Below are 18851 nucleotides of genomic sequence, written 5' to 3' on the forward strand. Positions count from 1 at the left end.
CACATATTAATTATACAAAAAATTATTCTTGATATTAGCATTAACTTATAAAATTGGTGCGACTAATTTTAAACATGTTAACAATAGTCGATAACTCAAGGGTTTATATTTAATTGGTCATTCCTGTCATAAAATTGAATGTTCATAATCTCATTCCCAACGAGGAATAAAGCTTGCGACTACCTCTGGATCATAAATAACTGCTGTTGTTTGATGGTCAGAAAAGAAACTACGGTAATCTAAATTACAAGTCCCAATCACAGCAATATCATCATCAAAAATAGCAATTTTATTATGACTAAAAGTATTATTCATTTCATAAATTTTAACACCACTAGCAAATAAAGGTTTACAGTAACTTTTTGTTATATCTAAAACAAAAATTTTATCAGTCAAACCTGGAATTGTTAAACGAACATCAACTCCAGCACGTGCTGCAAGAATTAAAGCTTGAATAAGATCATCTGGTGGAATAAAATAAGGAGTTGATAATCAAACTCGTTTACTAGCTTTGTTAATTAATGAAATATATAGGTCTTTGGTAATGGAATGATCAATGCTAGGACTATGATTAACAATTTGTAAATGTGATTTACCCTTCATATTGTATTGTTTTGGTGCTAAAATGGCTGGTTCTAAATCTGTGATTATTTCATGACGTTTAGTTGCAAAAAATCAGTCATCAGCAAAAATTACTTCCAAACCTCGAACCGCTTCACCTTCAATTCGTACTTGTGTATCATGAAAAATTCCAAACTTTCATGATTTATCAGCATATAAATCGGCTAAATTAATCCCACCTGTATAACCAATTAAACCATCAATAATTACATCTTTACGATGATTACGATAATTGGCATTCCCACTAATAAAAGGTGTAATAATTGGTAAATATTTATGAACTCGAACACCAGCTTTAATTAATTTTTTAATACTTTTTTTACTAATTTTAAAGTAACTACCAACATGGTCATAAATCATATAAACCCGAACACCAGCTGCAATTCGTTCTTTTAAAACTGCTAAAAAAGATTCAAATAGTTCACCATCAGCAACAATAAAATAAGTTAATAAAATATATTGTTGTGCTTGTTGTAAATCTGTTAATAATGATTTAAAAACACGGGTCCCATTTGTAATTATTTTAATTTTATTATTTTGGTATAGTGGCTTATTTGCATGCCGCATTAATAATTCAACAACATTCCCAAATTTTTGATTAGGAGCAGTATATTTTATTAAACATGTCTTATTTTTTTTACAATAAGTATCATATTCTAATTTATTTAAATGATTGTATAACAATGATTTTTTATTTGAATAATGGTATTTTCGACCAAAAAAAACATATGAACATAGACCAATAAATGGCACAAAATTAATAAAAATAATTCAAGAAAATTTAACTTCATAACGTCGTTTGGAAAAAAAAAAAAAAAGAATGAGAAAATTAAATCAATAATAACAATTCCTAAAAAAATATATAAGAATTTAACATTGAAAATAATAACGACAACAAGTAACCCCATAATCGCCATACCAAATAAAAAAATCATTGATAAAATAATTTTTAATCAATTTTTCATTATGCTTCCCCTTTATTGCACAATATTACTACTTTTATTATACCAATAATTTAAAAAGAGTTATAAAAATTATTTATAACTCTTTATTACTTTTTTTCGTTAAATATAAATTAAATGGCGGAACAGGAGAGACTCGAACTCTCGCACCGGTTACCCGACCTAACACCTTAGCAGGGTGCCCTCTTTACCAACTTGAGTACTGTTCCGTGGTGATACCTTATATATTATACAAAAGATATCATTTTAAACAAGAGAAAAAGATTATTTTTTTCAACCTATCCAATTAAAATATTTTCTTCAACATAACTGTATTCTTTTTCACCACTTCCACGAATTGAAACTAATAATGTTGAAGAAACTCCTAATTGCCCAATAAACATTAATAAAATCAATATTAAAGTACTTAAAATACCAATGTTATATAGCTCGATAAAATTTAAAGTACTTAATCCTGTTGTTCCAAATGCACTACAAATTGTAAAAAAAGTATTTAAAACATCAAGATGAGGATTTTCAGCACTAATACAGATAATGGCAATTGCAATTAAACCTCCTGAAATAACAGTAACTCCTAACGCTCGTTTTACTGTTTCATTTGGGATTTTCCGTTTAAAAGCATTAACACTATTATTATTCCGAATAATAGACCAAATTGTAATGATAATAACAGCTAAGGTTGTTGTTCGAATCCCCCCTGCGGTAGAAGAAGGCGCTGATCCAATAAACATCATAATTGACATCACTATTCGTGATCCTGGTAAAAAGTTACTCATTTCAACTGTTGAATAACCTGCATTTCTGGTTGACATTGTATTAAAGAAAATATTCATAAAACCATTTCAATTTGATTTTGAATTTCGTAAAATACTTTCTATATGCTGAGCAGTTTCAGCATGAATTGTATTAATATTCGTAAATTCAATTAATCAAACACTAAAAACACCAATAATTGATAAACCAATATAAGTAATTAAATTAATTTTAGTAAATAAGGTAAATTTAACATGTTCTTTTCGTCGTCATGCTACAAATTTTCGTTTTAAATCGTAAAAAGTTGGAAAACCTAAACCACCAATAATAAATTGGAATAAAAACACAAATTGAATAAAATAATTAGTATTATAAGGCATTAATGATGAATTACCAATAATATCAAACCCAGCATTATTAATTGATGAAATTGAATGGAAAACACCGCTTCATAAACTTCGTCAAAAATTATGATAAGTAACATTATCAATCATGAATTTTCCTTCTACTGATAACGGTGAAAAATAAAAATTACAAAATAATAAAATTGCCCCAAAACATTCCAAAATAATTAAAAAAATAAAACTATTTTTAATTAAATCCATTGTATGCCCAAAGTTACTACTTCCTCGTTCACCTTGCACAAGCATTTTATCCTTAATTGAAATTCGACGCCCTAATCATACAAAAATCATAATTTTAAAAGTAGCAATTCCAAAACCACCTGTTTGAATTAAAATTAAAATTACCAATTGTCCCCAAAAAGTATAGTCCGCTGCAGGATTACTAATTGTAATTCCAGTATCAGAAAAAGCACTAGCAGCAGTAAATAAACCAATTAAATAATTTCACGCAAAAGTAACTGAAGGGTTTAAAATTTTACCTTTTCCATCAAGAATCATCCGTTCTCCATTATGAACAAAACCTGGAATTGATAACAGTAGTCCGCCTAAAAGAACAATTAAAATATAAACTAAAAATAATCTTCCCGATATTTTTGAGAAGGGTAACCAATGACGACGCCGTGTTAATGGTGCAGTTGGGTCATTATTACGTTGTCGTTTATTATCATTTTTTCTTTGAAAAATATTTTTGAAATATAATTGAAAAAAAACCATTTGTGTCCCTCTTTCATTAATATTATTATATACTACAAGTTAGTAATTATTGCTAATAATAAAAAAAATAGTATAATTAAAAGTACAATAAGGGAGAAAAGGAATGGCAAGAAGAAAAAGTTTTGCAATTATTGGACTAAATAATTTTGGACGTTCAATAATTGAAACACTAATTGCGCGAAAACAACACATTATGGTCTTTGATATTGACCAAACTAAGGTTAATAATATGATTGCTAGTTATGAACAAGTTGATGGCGTAGCATTAGACGCAACAGTTAAAACAAATCTAATTGAGCAAGGACTAGACGAGTATGATACTGTCATTATCACAATCGCAAGTAATATTGAAGCTAGTATTTTAACAATCATTGGATTACAAGACCTTGAAATTACTAATATTATTGCGAAAGTAAAAGATATCCGTCATGCACGAATTCTAAAAGCATTAGGAATTAATAATATTATCCAACCCGATACAATGGCCGGAAGTATTACTGCAACTAAAGCAATGTTTGATATTGATATTGAAATGCAAACTGTTGATGAAAATTATGCATCATTAATTATTCAGGTGACTGATCCAAATATTGAAGGACAAACATTATCAGAATTACGTTTTATTAATAATAAAGATTATAATATTGTTTATGTTAAACGTAAAGGCCGTGTTATTTTACCCGGAGATGTTGAAACAATTAAATTAGATGATGAATTATTATTTATTGCTAAAATTAGTGCAATTAATGATTTAACAATTAAATTACAAAAAATTGATCAAGAATATGAAAAAGATGGTAAGTAACCATCTTTTTTATTTCCCTTGTTTCGTTGTAATTAATTCAATAACTACTTGTTGGCCAATTTCTGGGGCAACTTGTCCTTTTGTTAATTTCATTAATTCACCCATAAAAAACTTAATTACTCGTTCTGGTCGTTGCTCATATTGTTCTAGCATTGCTATATTAGCATTAAAAACTGGCTCAATAATTGTTTTAATTTCAACTGGATCACTAATTTGTTTTAATCCTAATTCAGCAACAATTTTCGTTGGAGCACAATCTTCATTTAAAATTCGTTGTAACACTGTTTTAGCTTGTTTATTTGAAATTACATTTTGATTAATTAACATAATTATTTCAACTAAATTTTGTGGTGTTAATGCTGTTTCACTTATTGTTAATCCCTTTTGATTTAAATAAGCACTAATATCACCAATTAAATAATGAGCAATCATTTCATAATGTGGTGATAACTTAATTGCTGCTTCCAAAAAATTCATTAAGGCATAATCTTGTAAAATAATTTCAATATCAGCTGGTTTTAAATTTAATTTTGATAAATAAAGTTTACGTTTGACAGCTGGTAATTCTGGCATATTTTTAAGAACTTTTGTCATTCAATTTGGATCTAATTTAATTGGAAAAATATTTGGTTCAGAAAAATATTTATAATCAATAGCATCAGTTTTATGACGCATTGAAACCGTTGTTTTTGTTTTTTCATCAAATCGGTGTGTTTCTTGTTCAATTCTTTTTCCCATTAATAAAAGTTCACTTTGTCTTTTAATTTCATATTCAATTGCCTTTTCAACATTTGCAATTGAATTAAGATTTTTTAATTCAACCTTATCACCAAATGTTTTCACACCAATTGGACGTAACGAAATGTTAACATCGCATCGTAATGAACCCTCATTCATTTTAGCATTACTAACTTTGGTATAAACTAAAATTTCACGTAAAGCTTCTAAATATTGACGAACTTGAAACGCTGACCGTAATACAGGACGAGTTACAATTTCAATTAAACCAATTCCAGCACGATTATAATCTAATAACGTTTGGTTTTCTTCATGCAACTGTTTAGCAGTATCTTCTTCAATATGCAGACGTTCAATTTCTACTTTAAAAGGTTTATTATTCTCATCAATAATCGTTAAATATCCATTTTGACCAATTGGATAATATTGCTGCGTAATTTGAAAACCTTTTGCTAAATCAGGGTAATAATAATTTTTACGATCAAATTGAATGACTGGATCAATTGTCAAATTAAGTGCTTGGCAAGCAATTAACGCTAACTCAACTCCCTTTTTATTAACTGTTGGCATTACTCCTGGATAACCAACATCCATTGGATTAACCATACTATTGGGTTTAGCCCCATAACTCACTGCGCCAGAAGAAAACATTTTTGTCTTTGTTTTTAATTCAACATGATTTTCAATTCCAATTACTACCTCAAAATTAATCATGATTGTTCCCCCTTTCTGGCGCTACTTTATTTTTAATTCCAACAATCTCTTCAATTAATAAACTAGCATTAAAGACCTTTTGGTCAGCAAAAGGAGCAGCATTAACATTTATTCCAATTGGCATTTTATCAACAAAAGCAAGTGGAACAGTTAATGACGGATTACCCATTAAATTACCTAATACTAATAAATCATCAACATAATTTTCTAACTCTGCCTCTGTTAAAATTTGATCTTTAATAGTAGTAATTTTTGGAGCAATCGTTGATGCAGCTGGTAATAATAAAAAGTCATATTTTGCAAAAACAGTAGTTAAAGCATTGACAATTAAACGTCGTACTCGTTTTGCTTTTAAAAATAATAATGTTTGATTATTTTTTGTTAAAGTGTACGAACCAATAACATAACGACGTTTAACAACAAGACCAAAACCATTAGTTCGTGAATTTATCATTACTTCTTGATAAGTGTCCCCATCAACTCGTGTTCCATAATTAATTCCATCCAACATTGAATGACTACTTACTGCTTCGGCAAAAGAAATCACCATATAAACTGGCATTAATGCTTTTAGTAAATCTTCTGGAAAATCAATTGCTGTAACACTAATTCCGCGGGCTGTTAATTCATCATATAAATGATCAAAATGAATTCTAATTTCATCTGGAATAATCGCATGCGCATTTTTTAAATAAGCAAATTTTTGTTCTTTGATTTTTTCTGATGATAAATTTTTAAAATAACCTTGTTTCTTACTCTTTAATGAGCTTGCATCCTTGTGATCTTCTTGTGCTAAATAATCAAAAACAATTGCACTGTCTTCAACAGTTCGAGTAAAATATCCAACCGTATCTAATGATGGCGCATAAGGAAAAACACCATACCGTGAAATTAAACCATAAGTTGGTTTAAAACCAACAACACCACAATAACCTGCTGGTTTTCGTACTGAATCACCTGTGTCTGTTCCTAATGCAAATGGAACAACACCAGCTGCAACTAAAGCTGCTGAGCCAGATGATGAGCCACCAGTAATCCGGCTCAAATCTCAAGGGTTTAAAACATCTCCTGTTAAGGCATATAAACCATGCCCACCCATTCCTAACTCATCCAAAGCTGCTTTTCCTAATAAAATACTATTGTTTTCTTTCAAAATATTAGTTACTGTTGATTCATAATTTGGAATAAAATTTTCTAAAATTTTTGAACTCGCCGTTGTCTTAATTCCTTTTGTTGCAAAATTATCTTTTGCAAAATATGGTAAAGCAAATAAATAATTATTTTTAGGAACAACAAGGTGGTCTAATTTAGCTGCCAAAGCTGTGGCTTCTGTTTTTAATTCTGTCACTGTTGCATTTAAAACCTGATATTTGTCTAAATTAGTAAAAGCATCCTTAACTATTTGCGATGGAGTAATTTTTTTAGCAACTAAAAGATGATGTAATTCTTTAATTGAATAAGCTGCCATTCTATTTAACCACCTTATTAATTACAATATAATCATCTATTTTTTTTGGTGCTGCCGCTAAAATTTCAGCTTGCGGAGCAACATCAATCTCATCATCCTCACGTAAATAGTCAACTGTTAAATCAAATGGAAAATGCATTGAATGAACATTAGTTGTATCAATTTTTTGTACTAAATCCATTTGCTTTAAAATAACATCAAATTCTTGACTTAAATTAGTTAGTTCCTCATCTTGTAAATCTAGCATAATATCATATGCTAACATTTGTAACACTTCTTTTGTAATTCGTGCCATCTTATCCCTCCTTATTTAATAATTGTTGAAATTCTTCTTCATTAATAATTTTAACATTTAATTTTTGTGCTTTTACTAATTTATTACCAGCATCAGCCCCTGCCAGTAAATAAGTGGTTTTTGCACTAACACTTTCAGAAATTTGCCCACCATAACTTTCAATTAACTCTTTAAAATATTCTCGTGGTTTTGATAAAACTCCGGTAATCACAAACCGATAATTTTCAAACTTCTGTGCTAAATGCTGATTAGTAACATAATACTTCATTTTAACCCCTTTTTGGCGTAGTAAGGTAAGTTCTTGTTGATTAGCTGGAATTGCAAAATAATCAACAACACTAGCTGCTACAATTGGACCAATATCATTAATAATTGATAATTGTTCAATATTCATGGTAGCTAAATTAGCAATTGTTTTAAATTGTCGTGCTAATAATTTTGCTGTTTTTTGACCAACATGTCGAATTCCTAATGCAAACAATAGTTGCTCTAAGGAATTATTTTTTGAATTATTAATTGAAGCAATCATATTTTCAAATGATTTTTCACCAAAATTTTCTAATTCAATAATTTCCGCTCGGTATTGCTCTAATTGATATAAATCACTAAAACTTTTTAAATATCCTAATTTAAATAATCGTTCAATAATTTTTTCATTAATTCCTTCAATATTCATGGCATTTCGTGAACAATAATGTTCTAACCCCCGAGTAATTTTTTTAGGACAAACAGAATTAATACAATACTGGTCAACCTCACCTTCAACACGTTCTAATAAAGAATTACATTCTGGACAATGCGTTGGCTCATGCCATTTTTGAGCATTTTTTGGGCGACAAGTTACAACATAATTAATCACTTCCGGAATAATATCCCCCGCTTTTTTAACTTGAACATTATCACCAATCCGAATATCACGCTCAGTAATAAAATCAGCATTATGTAATGTTGCTGCTCGTACAATTGTTCCTGTAATACGAACTGGCTCAAGAACAGCATTATAAATAATCCGTCCTGTTCTTCCAACAGAAGGAAAAATATTAAGCAATTTTGTAACCACAACTTCTGCTGGAAATTTATAAGCTATTGCTCATTTTGAATTTTTAGCAGTATAACCTATGCGATTATATAAATTTAAGTTATTAACTTTAATCACAATTCCATCAATTTCATAACCTAATTGACGACGTTTTGGTTCATACTCTTGAATATATGCTCACACTGCCGCAATATTTGAACAATAACGATACTCAGGATTTGTTTTAAATTTTAATTGTTCTAATCTTTGTAACGCTTCGTATTGTGATTGAATTCCATCCTGCAAAGCATTAACATAATAATATAAAAATGCATTTAACTTTCGTTTTGCAACAATTATTGAATCTAATTGCCGTAAAGTTCCTGCTGCTACATTTCGAGGATTAGCAAATTCAGATTCGCCATTTTTCGCACGTTCCTCATTTATCTTTTTAAATTCTTCAACTGATAAATAAACTTCACCCCGAACAGTTAAAGTTGGTTGGTCAATTCGAAGCGGAATTGATTTAATTTGTTTAATATTAATAGTAACATCTTCACCAGTAAGACCATCTCCACGAGTTGCCCCCATCACTAAAAGATGATTATCATAAACTAATGAAATTGATAATCCATCAATTTTTAATTCACAAGTATATTCAACCTCTGACAAACCAGTCAATTCTTTAATTTGTTCATCAAAATGAATTAAATCATCATAATTAAATGCGTTTCCCAAACTTAACATTGGACTTGTATGAACATATTTATTAAACTTTTCGCTAACTTGACCAGAAACACGTTGCGTTGGAGAATCAATTGTAATTAATTCACTATATCGTTGTTCAATTGCAATTAATTCTTGCATTGCTCGATCATATTCTTGATCACTGACACTAGGGTTATCATTCACATAATATTCATAATTTCATTGTTCTAACTGTTCTTTTAATACTAAACTACGTTTTTTTGCTTGTTCAAAAGTCATAATATCCTCCTTTATTTTATTATTTTTAGGTTCTTTTTATGATGCGGGGGAATTGATGGTTTTTTAAAATGCCATTTCTTAAACGGTTTAATTTTCAATGCATAAACACTAATATTTAAGGCAACTAATAACGCAATAATAAAAACCGTAGCATTATTTAACAAAGCCTGTTCATTAAAAATTAAAATTAAAAAACGCCCAACTAACGGATTAAAGAAAGTTACTGTTAAAATTGATAGCATATTAATTGGAGTTTTTACAATAAAATTCGGAATTCGTTCAAAAAGGAATAATCAAATTAAAGCTAAACCTAAAAAGACAAAAGAAATAATTAAGAAGACAATATTTGTTCATGGTTCTCAACGCCCTAATTCTAACTGCACATATAAGGCTGATGTAATTATTTCTAATGTTCAAAAATTTAAGTTATTTTCCCCCATTGCTAAAACAATAACTACTGAAATTAGAGTAAAAATAATTGGCATAACAAATAATAATTTTTTTTGCCCTAGATACATCATTATTTCAATATCATGTACTCGTGAATAATTGCGATATAACAAAAATGATAAAATTATCATTAACAAAAATAATCCTAAAAAAATAAAAATTAGTAAAATATTTTTTATTTGTGCGTTATAAAAAATAAAACATAATGTTGAAAATAAGGTAAACTTAACCATATCTTTTAAGAAATTAGTTTTATATTTTAACATACTAATTCATGTTGAAACATAAATAATAAATAGCATAATATACGATGCATCTCATTCGAAGGTAATATAACTTGCAAAAATAATACCAATAATTCAAGGCATATTACGACTTCGGTATTCTTCATTTGTGTAAATTGTCATTAAAATAAAAGTGACAAAAAATAAACCAGTTAAGATATTCTGTTGATGCCATGAATCATATCCAAAGTAATAAATTAATAATTTTGAAGCAGATAAAACAAGGAGTGAAAAAGTACCAATTAAAAAACGATTACTTTTTTTATTAGCAAAATTACTCAATAATCTTACAAAAATTGAAGCAAATAGCATTGCATCTAAAATATTTAATAAATTTCAAATAATATTACTTGGATCAATTCCAGTCATTACAAATCAAACTGAAACATTTGTAAACCAAGATAATGTTGCTAAAGCTTGAGCATTAGCAATCGTAACATTTGGATTTAATTTAAAAATAATATTATTATTAACTGAAGCAAAAAAATAAAAACTTAAAATATAACTATTAGTAATGTTTGAACCTGAAGGAGCAATAAAATAATTTTTAGCATAATATAATGCCATAAAAACACCAAATGCAACAAAAAAAATGGCGTGATTTCAATCTAATAAATTAATATTAAATCAATAACGAATAAATAATAACAAAAATAATGAATATAAAATATTAATTGATAATAATGAATAAACTAAAATAATATAACGTAAATTAGGAATAAATTCTAATGGAATTAGCAAAAAAGAAATAACAGCAAAATAAAAGAAAAAACCCATAATCATCTCAAAATAAATATTTTTAGTTTGAATTTTTAAAAATTTGATTAAAATTGCCCCTGTTGAAGAAAAGACTCAGTAATAATATAAGAAAAAAACAATCGCAATTAAAACTATTTTTACCATTTGACTTTCTTCCTTTCTTAACAATTATAGCAAAAACACTCTAGAATATACTTTATAAACAAAAATAAAAGTGATTTCCATTTTATAAATCACTTATTAGTTAAAATTATTTCCTATTTAATAACAGCAATAATTTCTCCTTGTTTAACATTGCCTGTTTTAACAATATTAATTGTCTTACCGCTCATTGTTTCTGGTATAAAAACAATTGGCGTATCTAAACTTGGTACATTTTCAGCTTTTAAAACTGCTAAATCAACATTACATAATAAATCCCCTTGTTTAACATTATTATCTTGTTTTACTTGAATATCGAATCCTTTTCCATTTAATGAAACTGTATCCATTCCGATGTGTAATAACATTTCAACACCATTATATTACTTTTGATTCCATAAGCATGACCTGTCGGAAAAACGGTAATTAATTTCCCAGCAATTGGTTTAATTGCTAAACCCTCACCTAACATTTTTTGTTAAAATACTTCATCTTCAACTTTATCTAAAGCAATAACTTCACCATCTACAGGGGCAATTATTTCAAGTTCTTTTGGTTTTTTACTAAATAATCCCATCTTTTCTTCTCCTTTTTTCATTAAGCAGACAACTTTGTCATCTATCTTTAGTATACTATAAAATTATTAAATTTATGTGCTATTTTTAAAACAATGGAAAACCAACTAGTTGTTTAACTAAAACCAAAATAGAACCAATTAAACAAAAAAAACATAATAAAAATAAAATTAAATACTTTTTTGAAAAGCAGTCCGAATTGTTATCTTCTGCTTAACTGCAAAATTATCATTTTTAGCATTATGGCGTGTTTTATACCATTGTCTTCAATATCAAAATCCACTAATAATTGATAATGCCGTAAAAATAACAACAAAAGCAATTAAAACTGGCAATGGAAGGTCAATTATTGCATACGTATTTAGATTTATCATTTAAACCACCTATTTTATCAAAATTTTAGACTTCTAAAGCATTTTTTGTTCTTTTTTCAACTAAAGCTAAAACTTCATCACCTGTTTGGCATTCTAATGCTTCTGTTACTAATTGTTCCATTGCCAAAACTTCTAATTTGCTAATAATACGACGCGCATTTAAAATACTTGTGGCAGACATTGAGAAGTAATCTAATTTCATTCCCATTAAAAGTGGAATTGCTTGTTCCTCTCCAGCCATTTCACCACACATTCCAACCCATTTTCCTTCTTTATGAGCACCATCAATAATTGTTTTAATTAAACGTAAAACAGATGGGTTATATGGTTGGTATAAATATGCCACAAATTGGCTCATTCGATCAGCTGCCATTGTATATTGAATTAAATCATTAGTTCCAATTGAAAAGAAATCAGCGTGTTTTGCAAACTGATCAGCTAACATTGCTGCTGCTGGAATTTCCATCATCATTCCAATTTCAATATTGTCTGCAACTTTATGTCCTTCTTTAAGTAAAATTGCTTTTTCTTCTAAGGTAATTTTTTTTGCAGTTTTAAATTCATCAACTGTCGCAATCATTGGAAACATAATACCAACTTTCCCATGCACACTAGCACGTAATAAAGCACGTAATTGTGTTCGAAAAACATCTGTTTTATCTAAACAAAGGCGAATCGCACGATATCCTAAAAATGGGTTTATTTCTTCTGGAAATTTAAAATATGATAATTTTTTATCACCACCAATATCCAATGTTCGAATAATCACTGGGTGCCCTTGCATTCCTTCCAAAACACCTTTATAAGCTTCATATTGCTCATCTTCAGTTGGGAAATGGTCATTATCCATATATAAGAACTCACTTCTAAATAATCCAATTCCTTGCCCACCATTTTCCAAAACACCTTGAACATCTTTTGGTGCTCCAATATTTCCTTCTAAAACAAATTTTTGATATCCATCTTTTGAAACTGTTGGTTTATCTTTAAATGCCAATAGTTCTTGTTGCAATTGTAAAAATTTTTCTTTTTCTGTTGTCCAAGTTTTAATCTCCGTTGATGTTGGATTTAAGATAACTTCTCCTGTTGTTCCATTAATCATAATTATTTCATGATGGTTTGCTTGTTTTGTAATATCTTTTAATCCTAAAACAGCTGGAATTTCTAGACTACGAGCCATAATTGCAGCATGACTAGTACGCCCCCCCATATCACAACTAAATCCTTTCACAAATTTAGGATTTAACTGCGCTGTTTGTGAAGGTGTTAAATCTTCAGCAACAATAATAACTTCTTCACTAATAGTTGCTAAATCTAAGACCGGAACATTTAAAATATACTTAATTAAACGATCAGTTACATCTTTAACATCAGCTGCACGCTCTTTAAAATATGGATCATCCATACTTGCAAACATTGTAATAAACTTTTGAGCAACAGTATGAATTGCATATGCTGCATTATTATTACTCTTAATGATATTTTTTGCTTCATCAATCATTGCTGGATCACGCAAAATTTTCTTATGTGCTTCAAAAATTGCTGCTTTTTCCGCTCCTAATTTGTTTAAGGCAATCTTTTGTAGTTTTTCAATATCTGTGTTTGCCTTTTGCATTGCTGCTTCTAGTATTTTAATTTCTTTTGCCGAATCAGAAACCGTATTATTCGAAATTTCATATTTTGGTTCTTCTAATTTAAAAACTTTGGAAATTGCAATTCCATTGCTAGCACCTATCCCGTGCAGTTTTTTTGACATAATAAAAAATCCTCATTTCTCTTTTTACTAAAACTATTTTTATTATATACCGAAAACTGGAAAATTGTTGCATTTTAACTAGACTTTTTGTTATAAGACATTATTTTCTGTAAAAAAACAATAAATCTAAGTAACTATTTTTTTTTTTTATTTTATAAAATTAAAAAACATTATTATACTCCTGGAAGATTATATCAACGAGTTTGCATAATTCCGTTAATAAAAATCCGATATCAATAAAATCCAATTAATAAAGTACCTTGTTTAAAATTTAAATTTTTTATTGTATTAATTCTCATTCGTTGAATTTTTTTAATACTATAAATAGCAAACCAAGTTGAATTACAAACAAAAGCATAATCTGGAATTAATTCACTTAAATCAATGTTTTTGCTCAATGCTTGATATTTTTTTCTACACGAAAAATAAATAACTTATTGTTATTATTATTTAATTTTCATTGTCTATAAAAAGATTTAAATTTAAACTGATATTTATCACAAATCATTTGCTGCCCATTTTTTTTGCATGACAAAACATACCTCGCTTTTCTTTTTTGTCACCCCACAAGTGTTGTTAATTAATATAAAATAAAAAATAAATAGAAATTACAGTTTTTTACTAAATAAATTATATAATAATTTTATTTATTTTATTATTTTTTATTAAAAGTTATTTTAAATAATAAAAAGTAGAGTAAAACTCTACTTTCTAATGTTAAAATTTCTTTTAAATTTTCATATGTTGTTTCAATCATATTTTTGACAGCTTCATCAGTATAAGAACCTATATGTGGTGTAATAATTACTTGTGGATATAAGGTAAGTAATTTATTTGTCAGATTATCTGGTGTTTTATTTTCATTAAAATCTTGGAAAAAACATCACCTTCATTTTTTAATACATCTAATCCGACACCTTTTAAATTATTTGACTTAACAGCTTCATAAACTGCTTCACTATTCATTAGTTGACCACGCGCTGCATTAATTAACACTGCCCCCGGTTTCATTTGTGCTAGAAATTCTTTATTAACAAAATGATGATTTTGGTCTTTAATATATTGACAATGTAATGAAACTAAGTCTGATTCTTTAAGCAAAGTATTTAAATCAGTATATGTTAAAACTGCTCGCATACTATCATTTTCATAAATATCATATCCTAATACTTTAGCTTCCATTCGATGCCAAGCCTTTGCTGCTTCACATCCAATCCGACCAGTTCCAATAATTCCAATTGTTGAATTACGAATTTCTTTTGCAAACATAAAATCATCAACCTTAAAATTTGTTTGACATTCATTAATTATTAGCCATATAAAATAAATTACGTAAAAAAGTATTTCCCATTGCTACCGCTAATTCGCTAACTGCATTAGGCGAATATCCTGGTACATAAACCATTTTAAAACCTAATTCGTGTGCTTTTGTTAAAACAATATGGTTATAACCAACTGTTCTTGTTAATAAATATTTAATCCCATATTCTTGCATTTTTAATAAATTTTCTTCATAACAATCAGAATTTGCACGAACCATCACTGCTTGATATCCTTTAACTGTGGCAATATTATCTTTTGTTAAATATTCTTCAATTAAAGTTAAATCATAACCATATTTTTCATTTAGTTTTTCAAAAAATGGTCGTTCAGTTTTACGAACGCCATAACAAATCATTTTAATTTTTATATTCATTGTTATTTTCTCCTAATATGCAAATAATGTAGTTGCCCCAATTGCTGTCGTAATAATTACTCAGAATGGTAACGAAATAATTGAAAATAAAGTTGAAACTAATGTTAAATTACTTGCTAACATTGGTTGCTTTTTATATCCTATTGAATATGCCACAATAACAGACGCTGGTGGTGCTGCCAACATAATGACAATAACAGTCAAGCCAACTGAATCTAATTTTCATACTCCTGTTTCTTTTCCAATCACAGCAAAAATAATTGCTAAAACTAATCCAATAATTGGTGCTAGAATAACTTTCATAATCATTCCATATCAGACTTTTTTATCTTGCATTGCTTCACGTAATTTCCCTTTTGCTAAAGTCATTCCAATTGCTAATCATGCTAATGGTGTACATAATCCTTCCAATGTTTTTGTTATTTTAAATAATGGTGGAAAAGTATTATCTAATCGTAATGGTGAAAATAATCGACCACTACCAATTTTATTTTGATCAGGAACAATTTCAATTCCTGGAATTAATTGTGTTACTCAAAAGATAAATCCAATAATTATTGCAATTAAAATTGGATTAACAAAAATTTGTTTTAAATTTGCCTTCACGGTTTCCATTTTTTTAGCTCATATTTCGGCTCTTCCTTGTGCATACCCCATAGGATCTATTTTTGCATCGACAATTGTTTCTGCTGTTGTTTCAACTGCTGATGCTAATTGTCCTTGCACCGGTTTACTTATAACAATAAATCCTAATGAATATAAAAATACTCGATAAGGAATATTAAAGATATTAGCTGGTAATGTTGCTTGTCCGGCGTCAAATAAAGCTGTAACAACTGGAATTCCGAAGAAAGTAGTTAATGCAAAAACTGTACACATTGCTAACGTATCAGGAACATCTTGCTCATATTTAATATAAAAATATTTTGCTACAATTCCTAAAATAATATAAAATAAAAATCCGACTAATAAAATTGCTGCTTGTGTTTTAACTTGTTCAACTGTTTTATCAGCCATAAAACAATCAAATGCTAAACATGGTAAACCAACAACCATGACAATTTTAATTAAGACAGCTTCTCAATCTTTTTTAAAGGTTCCACGTTTTGTTAAAAACCAACCTAAAAAAAATTACAAACATGGTTGCAATAATTGCACTTCAAAAACCCCACGCTTTTAAAGTATCAAGGACTGCTGTACCAACATTCGCTTGTAAATATAAATACATTTCATTTTTTCCTTTCATAGTTTTAAATAATATTTAGATGTACTTTTTGTACTATTAATATTATAATCAATTACTAAACAAAATAACATAAAAAATGAAAAATTTTGGTAAATTCAAAGTTTAAAATCCTAAGGAGAAAAATATTTTGAAATTAGAAATATAAGTTAAATAGTAATTTAATTTGTAATTATGGTATAATGATTGAATAACTTATATAAAATCTAATATTATATAAAGAGGTTAAAATGTATAAATTATCAAAGTATAGTAAAAATTTAAAAATAATAATTATCACTTTAATGATTTTCTTAATTATTGTCCCAATCTCTGGTGTTATCATAGATTTATGTGACAGAATGATTAATTATGATTATTTTAAGCCAAGTAAAAATGGGCATAGTGAAAACACAATTGATCAATTAATTGCATGATTATTTGTTGCTTTTACAAATTGGTATGCTTTATATTGTGTTATTTATGCCACAGTTTTTCTTGCAAGATTAGGATATAAAAATGAACCTTCAGAATTTAAAAAATTTATTTTTACAAATTCAATTTTAAAAAACATTATTACAATTAACATTCATTTTATAACTCCAATTATTAGTAGTCGGAAAAAAGCTTAGGTTTTATAAAAATTATAAATAAAGTAATTAAATACAAATTAAAGTAATCGCTTATTAGAACGATTTTTTTATTTGCATTATTCATCAGATAGTATCTTTAAAATTAAAAATTAACCTATTTTACCCTACAAACTAGTTAATTTTTATAATTTCCTTTCTGTGATTTATTATATTTTTTCGGTTTAACAACTAATAATATCATTTTTAATAAAGGTACTATCTGATGAATAATGCAATACTAAAACTTAATATTTTGATGCTTAAAGATGGATAACTCATCTATGGCACGAAGCCTTAAAGAAAGTGTGAAAGCGATTGGATTTACTACTCCTATTTATTTTTTTAATTCTCGACAAGATTAATCACTTGTGAAATGTCAGAGCATCTGTTTTTTGGCTTGTTTTCATAAAAAAAGTGCTGTTAAATCGAAAAAAAAATATCGGACACTAAAAAACAAGAGGGTTGGAACTTCAAAAGGTTATTTTCTTTATATAAAGTTGTGTAGGGATGGATGAAGCGTAATTAATAACTGGGTAAACTGTTTTTTTATTTCCGTATGGGGGTAAACTCTATCAAAATATCCTATCCGCCCCCGCTCACTCCCCAAAGTGAAGCGGGCGGTGAAGTAATTAAATACTAAAATAAATTACAAGAATTAATGATATGTGCTTATCCAGTAACTGCAAATAATATTAATGATGAAATTTGATCAACAAATAAAAAAAATTAAGGAGTATATATAATGACAGAATATAAAAGTTTGTATATTAATAAAACTTGAAATGAAATAACAACATCTTTTGATTGAGTTAATTGTCAACCTATTAATTGTCGTATTTCACATCATAAAAAGCATTATGATTTGCAATGTTTAGAATGAGCAAAAATGTACTTAATTTTATTTGAAAACAAGTGAGATATTATTGCTTCTTATATGCAACATTACAAAATTAACGATATTTTAGATTTAGCATCCGATAGATGAAAAATATTACAAATTGACAAAAAAATAAACCAGATAAATTAAAATATATTATTGCAATTGACCCTGCTGGAATTGGTCAAACTAATATTATTATTTATAATGTTTTACAAAATAAAATAATTAATAATATTACTTTTAATTTCAAAAATGAAGAAGAAGCAATAAATAATATGTATTTAATATTAAATGAGTTTAAAAATAAAATTTGTTCTTATTTAAATAAAGTTATTGTAATAATTGAAGATTTTCAACTTCACAAAGGTTTAAAAATAAAAAATCCATTATCTACTCCTAAATTCATTGGTGGTTTAAAAGTTTTATGCAAATATCTATATTTATAAAGGAAATATTAAAATGACAGAGCACGAACATGATGCTTGAAAACATTTACAATATTTTATAACAAAAGGAGTTGATAAAAATGGCACAAACAAAAAGTAATTTACTTAAAAAATCAATAACTAATAAATCTAAAATAAAAAAGTTAATAAATTAGAA

At 27.7% G+C, this 18851-nt stretch carries 17 protein-coding genes, 1 tRNA gene and 1 pseudogene; 4 read left to right on the forward strand and 15 right to left on the reverse strand.

Annotated elements, in window-relative coordinates; all coding sequences use genetic code 4:
• Positions 1–45: 45 nt before the first annotated feature.
• From cls to ACZ91P_RS14310, 3 genes are all read right to left on the reverse strand, one after another.
• Complete coding sequence (gene cls / locus ACZ91P_RS14300) at positions 46–1374, reverse strand: cardiolipin synthase (protein ID WP_465157018.1); 1329 nt, start codon at positions 1372–1374, stop codon at positions 46–48.
• Between the two features lie 327 nt (positions 1375–1701).
• Positions 1702–1792 (reverse strand) — tRNA-Ser (locus ACZ91P_RS14305).
• 69 nt (positions 1793–1861) lie between these two features.
• A complete protein-coding gene (locus ACZ91P_RS14310; protein WP_465157019.1) occupies positions 1862–3454 on the reverse strand; it encodes a TrkH family potassium uptake protein in 1593 nt (530 codons plus the stop codon).
• A gap of 103 nt (positions 3455–3557) precedes the next feature.
• Between ACZ91P_RS14310 and ACZ91P_RS14315 the strand changes: the two genes are divergently transcribed.
• The gene (locus ACZ91P_RS14315) at positions 3558–4259 is read left to right on the forward strand and encodes a potassium channel family protein (protein ID WP_465157020.1); all 702 of its coding nucleotides are present in this window, start codon (positions 3558–3560) and stop codon (positions 4257–4259) included.
• A gap of 9 nt (positions 4260–4268) precedes the next feature.
• Here the strand turns inward: ACZ91P_RS14315 and gatB are convergent, their stop codons facing one another.
• The 12 genes and pseudogenes from gatB to ACZ91P_RS14375 form a co-directional block, all read right to left on the reverse strand.
• The gene (gene gatB, locus ACZ91P_RS14320; protein ID WP_465157021.1) at positions 4269–5711 is read right to left on the reverse strand and encodes an Asp-tRNA(Asn)/Glu-tRNA(Gln) amidotransferase subunit GatB; all 1443 of its coding nucleotides are present in this window, start codon (positions 5709–5711) and stop codon (positions 4269–4271) included.
• Entirely contained in the window at positions 5704–7179 is a 1476-nt protein-coding gene (locus ACZ91P_RS14325; RefSeq protein ID WP_465157022.1) for an amidase family protein, read from the reverse strand. The genes gatB and ACZ91P_RS14325 overlap by 8 nt, the downstream gene beginning before the upstream one ends.
• A 1-nt stretch (position 7180) precedes the next feature.
• A complete protein-coding gene (gene gatC, locus ACZ91P_RS14330) occupies positions 7181–7474 on the reverse strand; it encodes an Asp-tRNA(Asn)/Glu-tRNA(Gln) amidotransferase subunit GatC (protein ID WP_465157023.1) in 294 nt (97 codons plus the stop codon).
• Position 7475: 1 nt separating this feature from the next.
• The gene (gene ligA / locus ACZ91P_RS14335; protein ID WP_465157025.1) at positions 7476–9479 is read right to left on the reverse strand and encodes an NAD-dependent DNA ligase LigA; all 2004 of its coding nucleotides are present in this window, start codon (positions 9477–9479) and stop codon (positions 7476–7478) included.
• A gap of 11 nt (positions 9480–9490) precedes the next feature.
• A complete protein-coding gene (locus ACZ91P_RS14340) occupies positions 9491–11116 on the reverse strand; it encodes a hypothetical protein (RefSeq protein ID WP_465157026.1) in 1626 nt (541 codons plus the stop codon).
• Positions 11117–11229: 113 nt separating this feature from the next.
• Positions 11230–11690: pseudogene (locus ACZ91P_RS14345) on the reverse strand (PTS sugar transporter subunit IIA).
• A gap of 168 nt (positions 11691–11858) precedes the next feature.
• A complete protein-coding gene (locus ACZ91P_RS14350; RefSeq protein WP_465157027.1) occupies positions 11859–12062 on the reverse strand; it encodes a hypothetical protein in 204 nt (67 codons plus the stop codon).
• 25 nt (positions 12063–12087) lie between these two features.
• Positions 12088–13818 carry a phosphoenolpyruvate--protein phosphotransferase gene (ptsP, locus tag ACZ91P_RS14355; RefSeq protein WP_465157028.1) on the reverse strand — a complete coding sequence of 577 codons (1731 nt, stop codon included), beginning with the start codon at positions 13816–13818 and terminating at the stop codon, positions 12088–12090.
• Between the two features lie 173 nt (positions 13819–13991).
• On the reverse strand, positions 13992–14216 hold the full coding sequence (locus tag ACZ91P_RS14360) for a hypothetical protein (protein WP_465157029.1): 225 nt from the start codon (positions 14214–14216) through the stop codon (positions 13992–13994).
• 406 nt (positions 14217–14622) lie between these two features.
• Positions 14623–15087 (reverse strand): NAD(P)-dependent oxidoreductase, encoded by a 465-nt coding sequence (locus ACZ91P_RS14365; protein WP_465157030.1) that lies wholly within the window; start codon positions 15085–15087, stop codon positions 14623–14625.
• Positions 15088–15121: 34 nt separating this feature from the next.
• Complete coding sequence (locus tag ACZ91P_RS14370) at positions 15122–15514, reverse strand: Rossmann-fold NAD(P)-binding domain-containing protein (RefSeq protein ID WP_465157031.1); 393 nt, start codon at positions 15512–15514, stop codon at positions 15122–15124.
• A gap of 12 nt (positions 15515–15526) precedes the next feature.
• Positions 15527–16639: an AEC family transporter gene (locus ACZ91P_RS14375; protein WP_465159012.1), complete on the reverse strand. Its 1113-nt coding sequence runs from the start codon at positions 16637–16639 to the stop codon at positions 15527–15529.
• Between the two features lie 459 nt (positions 16640–17098).
• On the opposite strand from ACZ91P_RS14375, the gene ACZ91P_RS14380 reads away from it, so the two are divergent.
• The 3 genes from ACZ91P_RS14380 to ACZ91P_RS14390 all read left to right on the forward strand — a co-directional run bounded on the left by ACZ91P_RS14380 (position 17099) and on the right by ACZ91P_RS14390 (position 18694).
• Positions 17099–17368, forward strand: coding sequence for a hypothetical protein (locus tag ACZ91P_RS14380; RefSeq protein WP_465157032.1), 270 nt, complete (start codon positions 17099–17101; stop codon positions 17366–17368).
• Between the two features lie 742 nt (positions 17369–18110).
• Positions 18111–18395: a hypothetical protein gene (locus tag ACZ91P_RS14385; RefSeq protein ID WP_465157033.1), complete on the forward strand. Its 285-nt coding sequence runs from the start codon at positions 18111–18113 to the stop codon at positions 18393–18395.
• Positions 18350–18694, forward strand: a complete 345-nt coding sequence (locus ACZ91P_RS14390; protein WP_465157034.1) for a hypothetical protein — start codon at positions 18350–18352, stop codon at positions 18692–18694. Before ACZ91P_RS14385 ends, ACZ91P_RS14390 begins: the two co-directional genes overlap by 46 nt.
• Positions 18695–18851 lie beyond the last annotated feature (157 nt).

The sequence above is a fragment of the Spiroplasma endosymbiont of Halictus nicosiae genome (assembly GCF_978018445.1).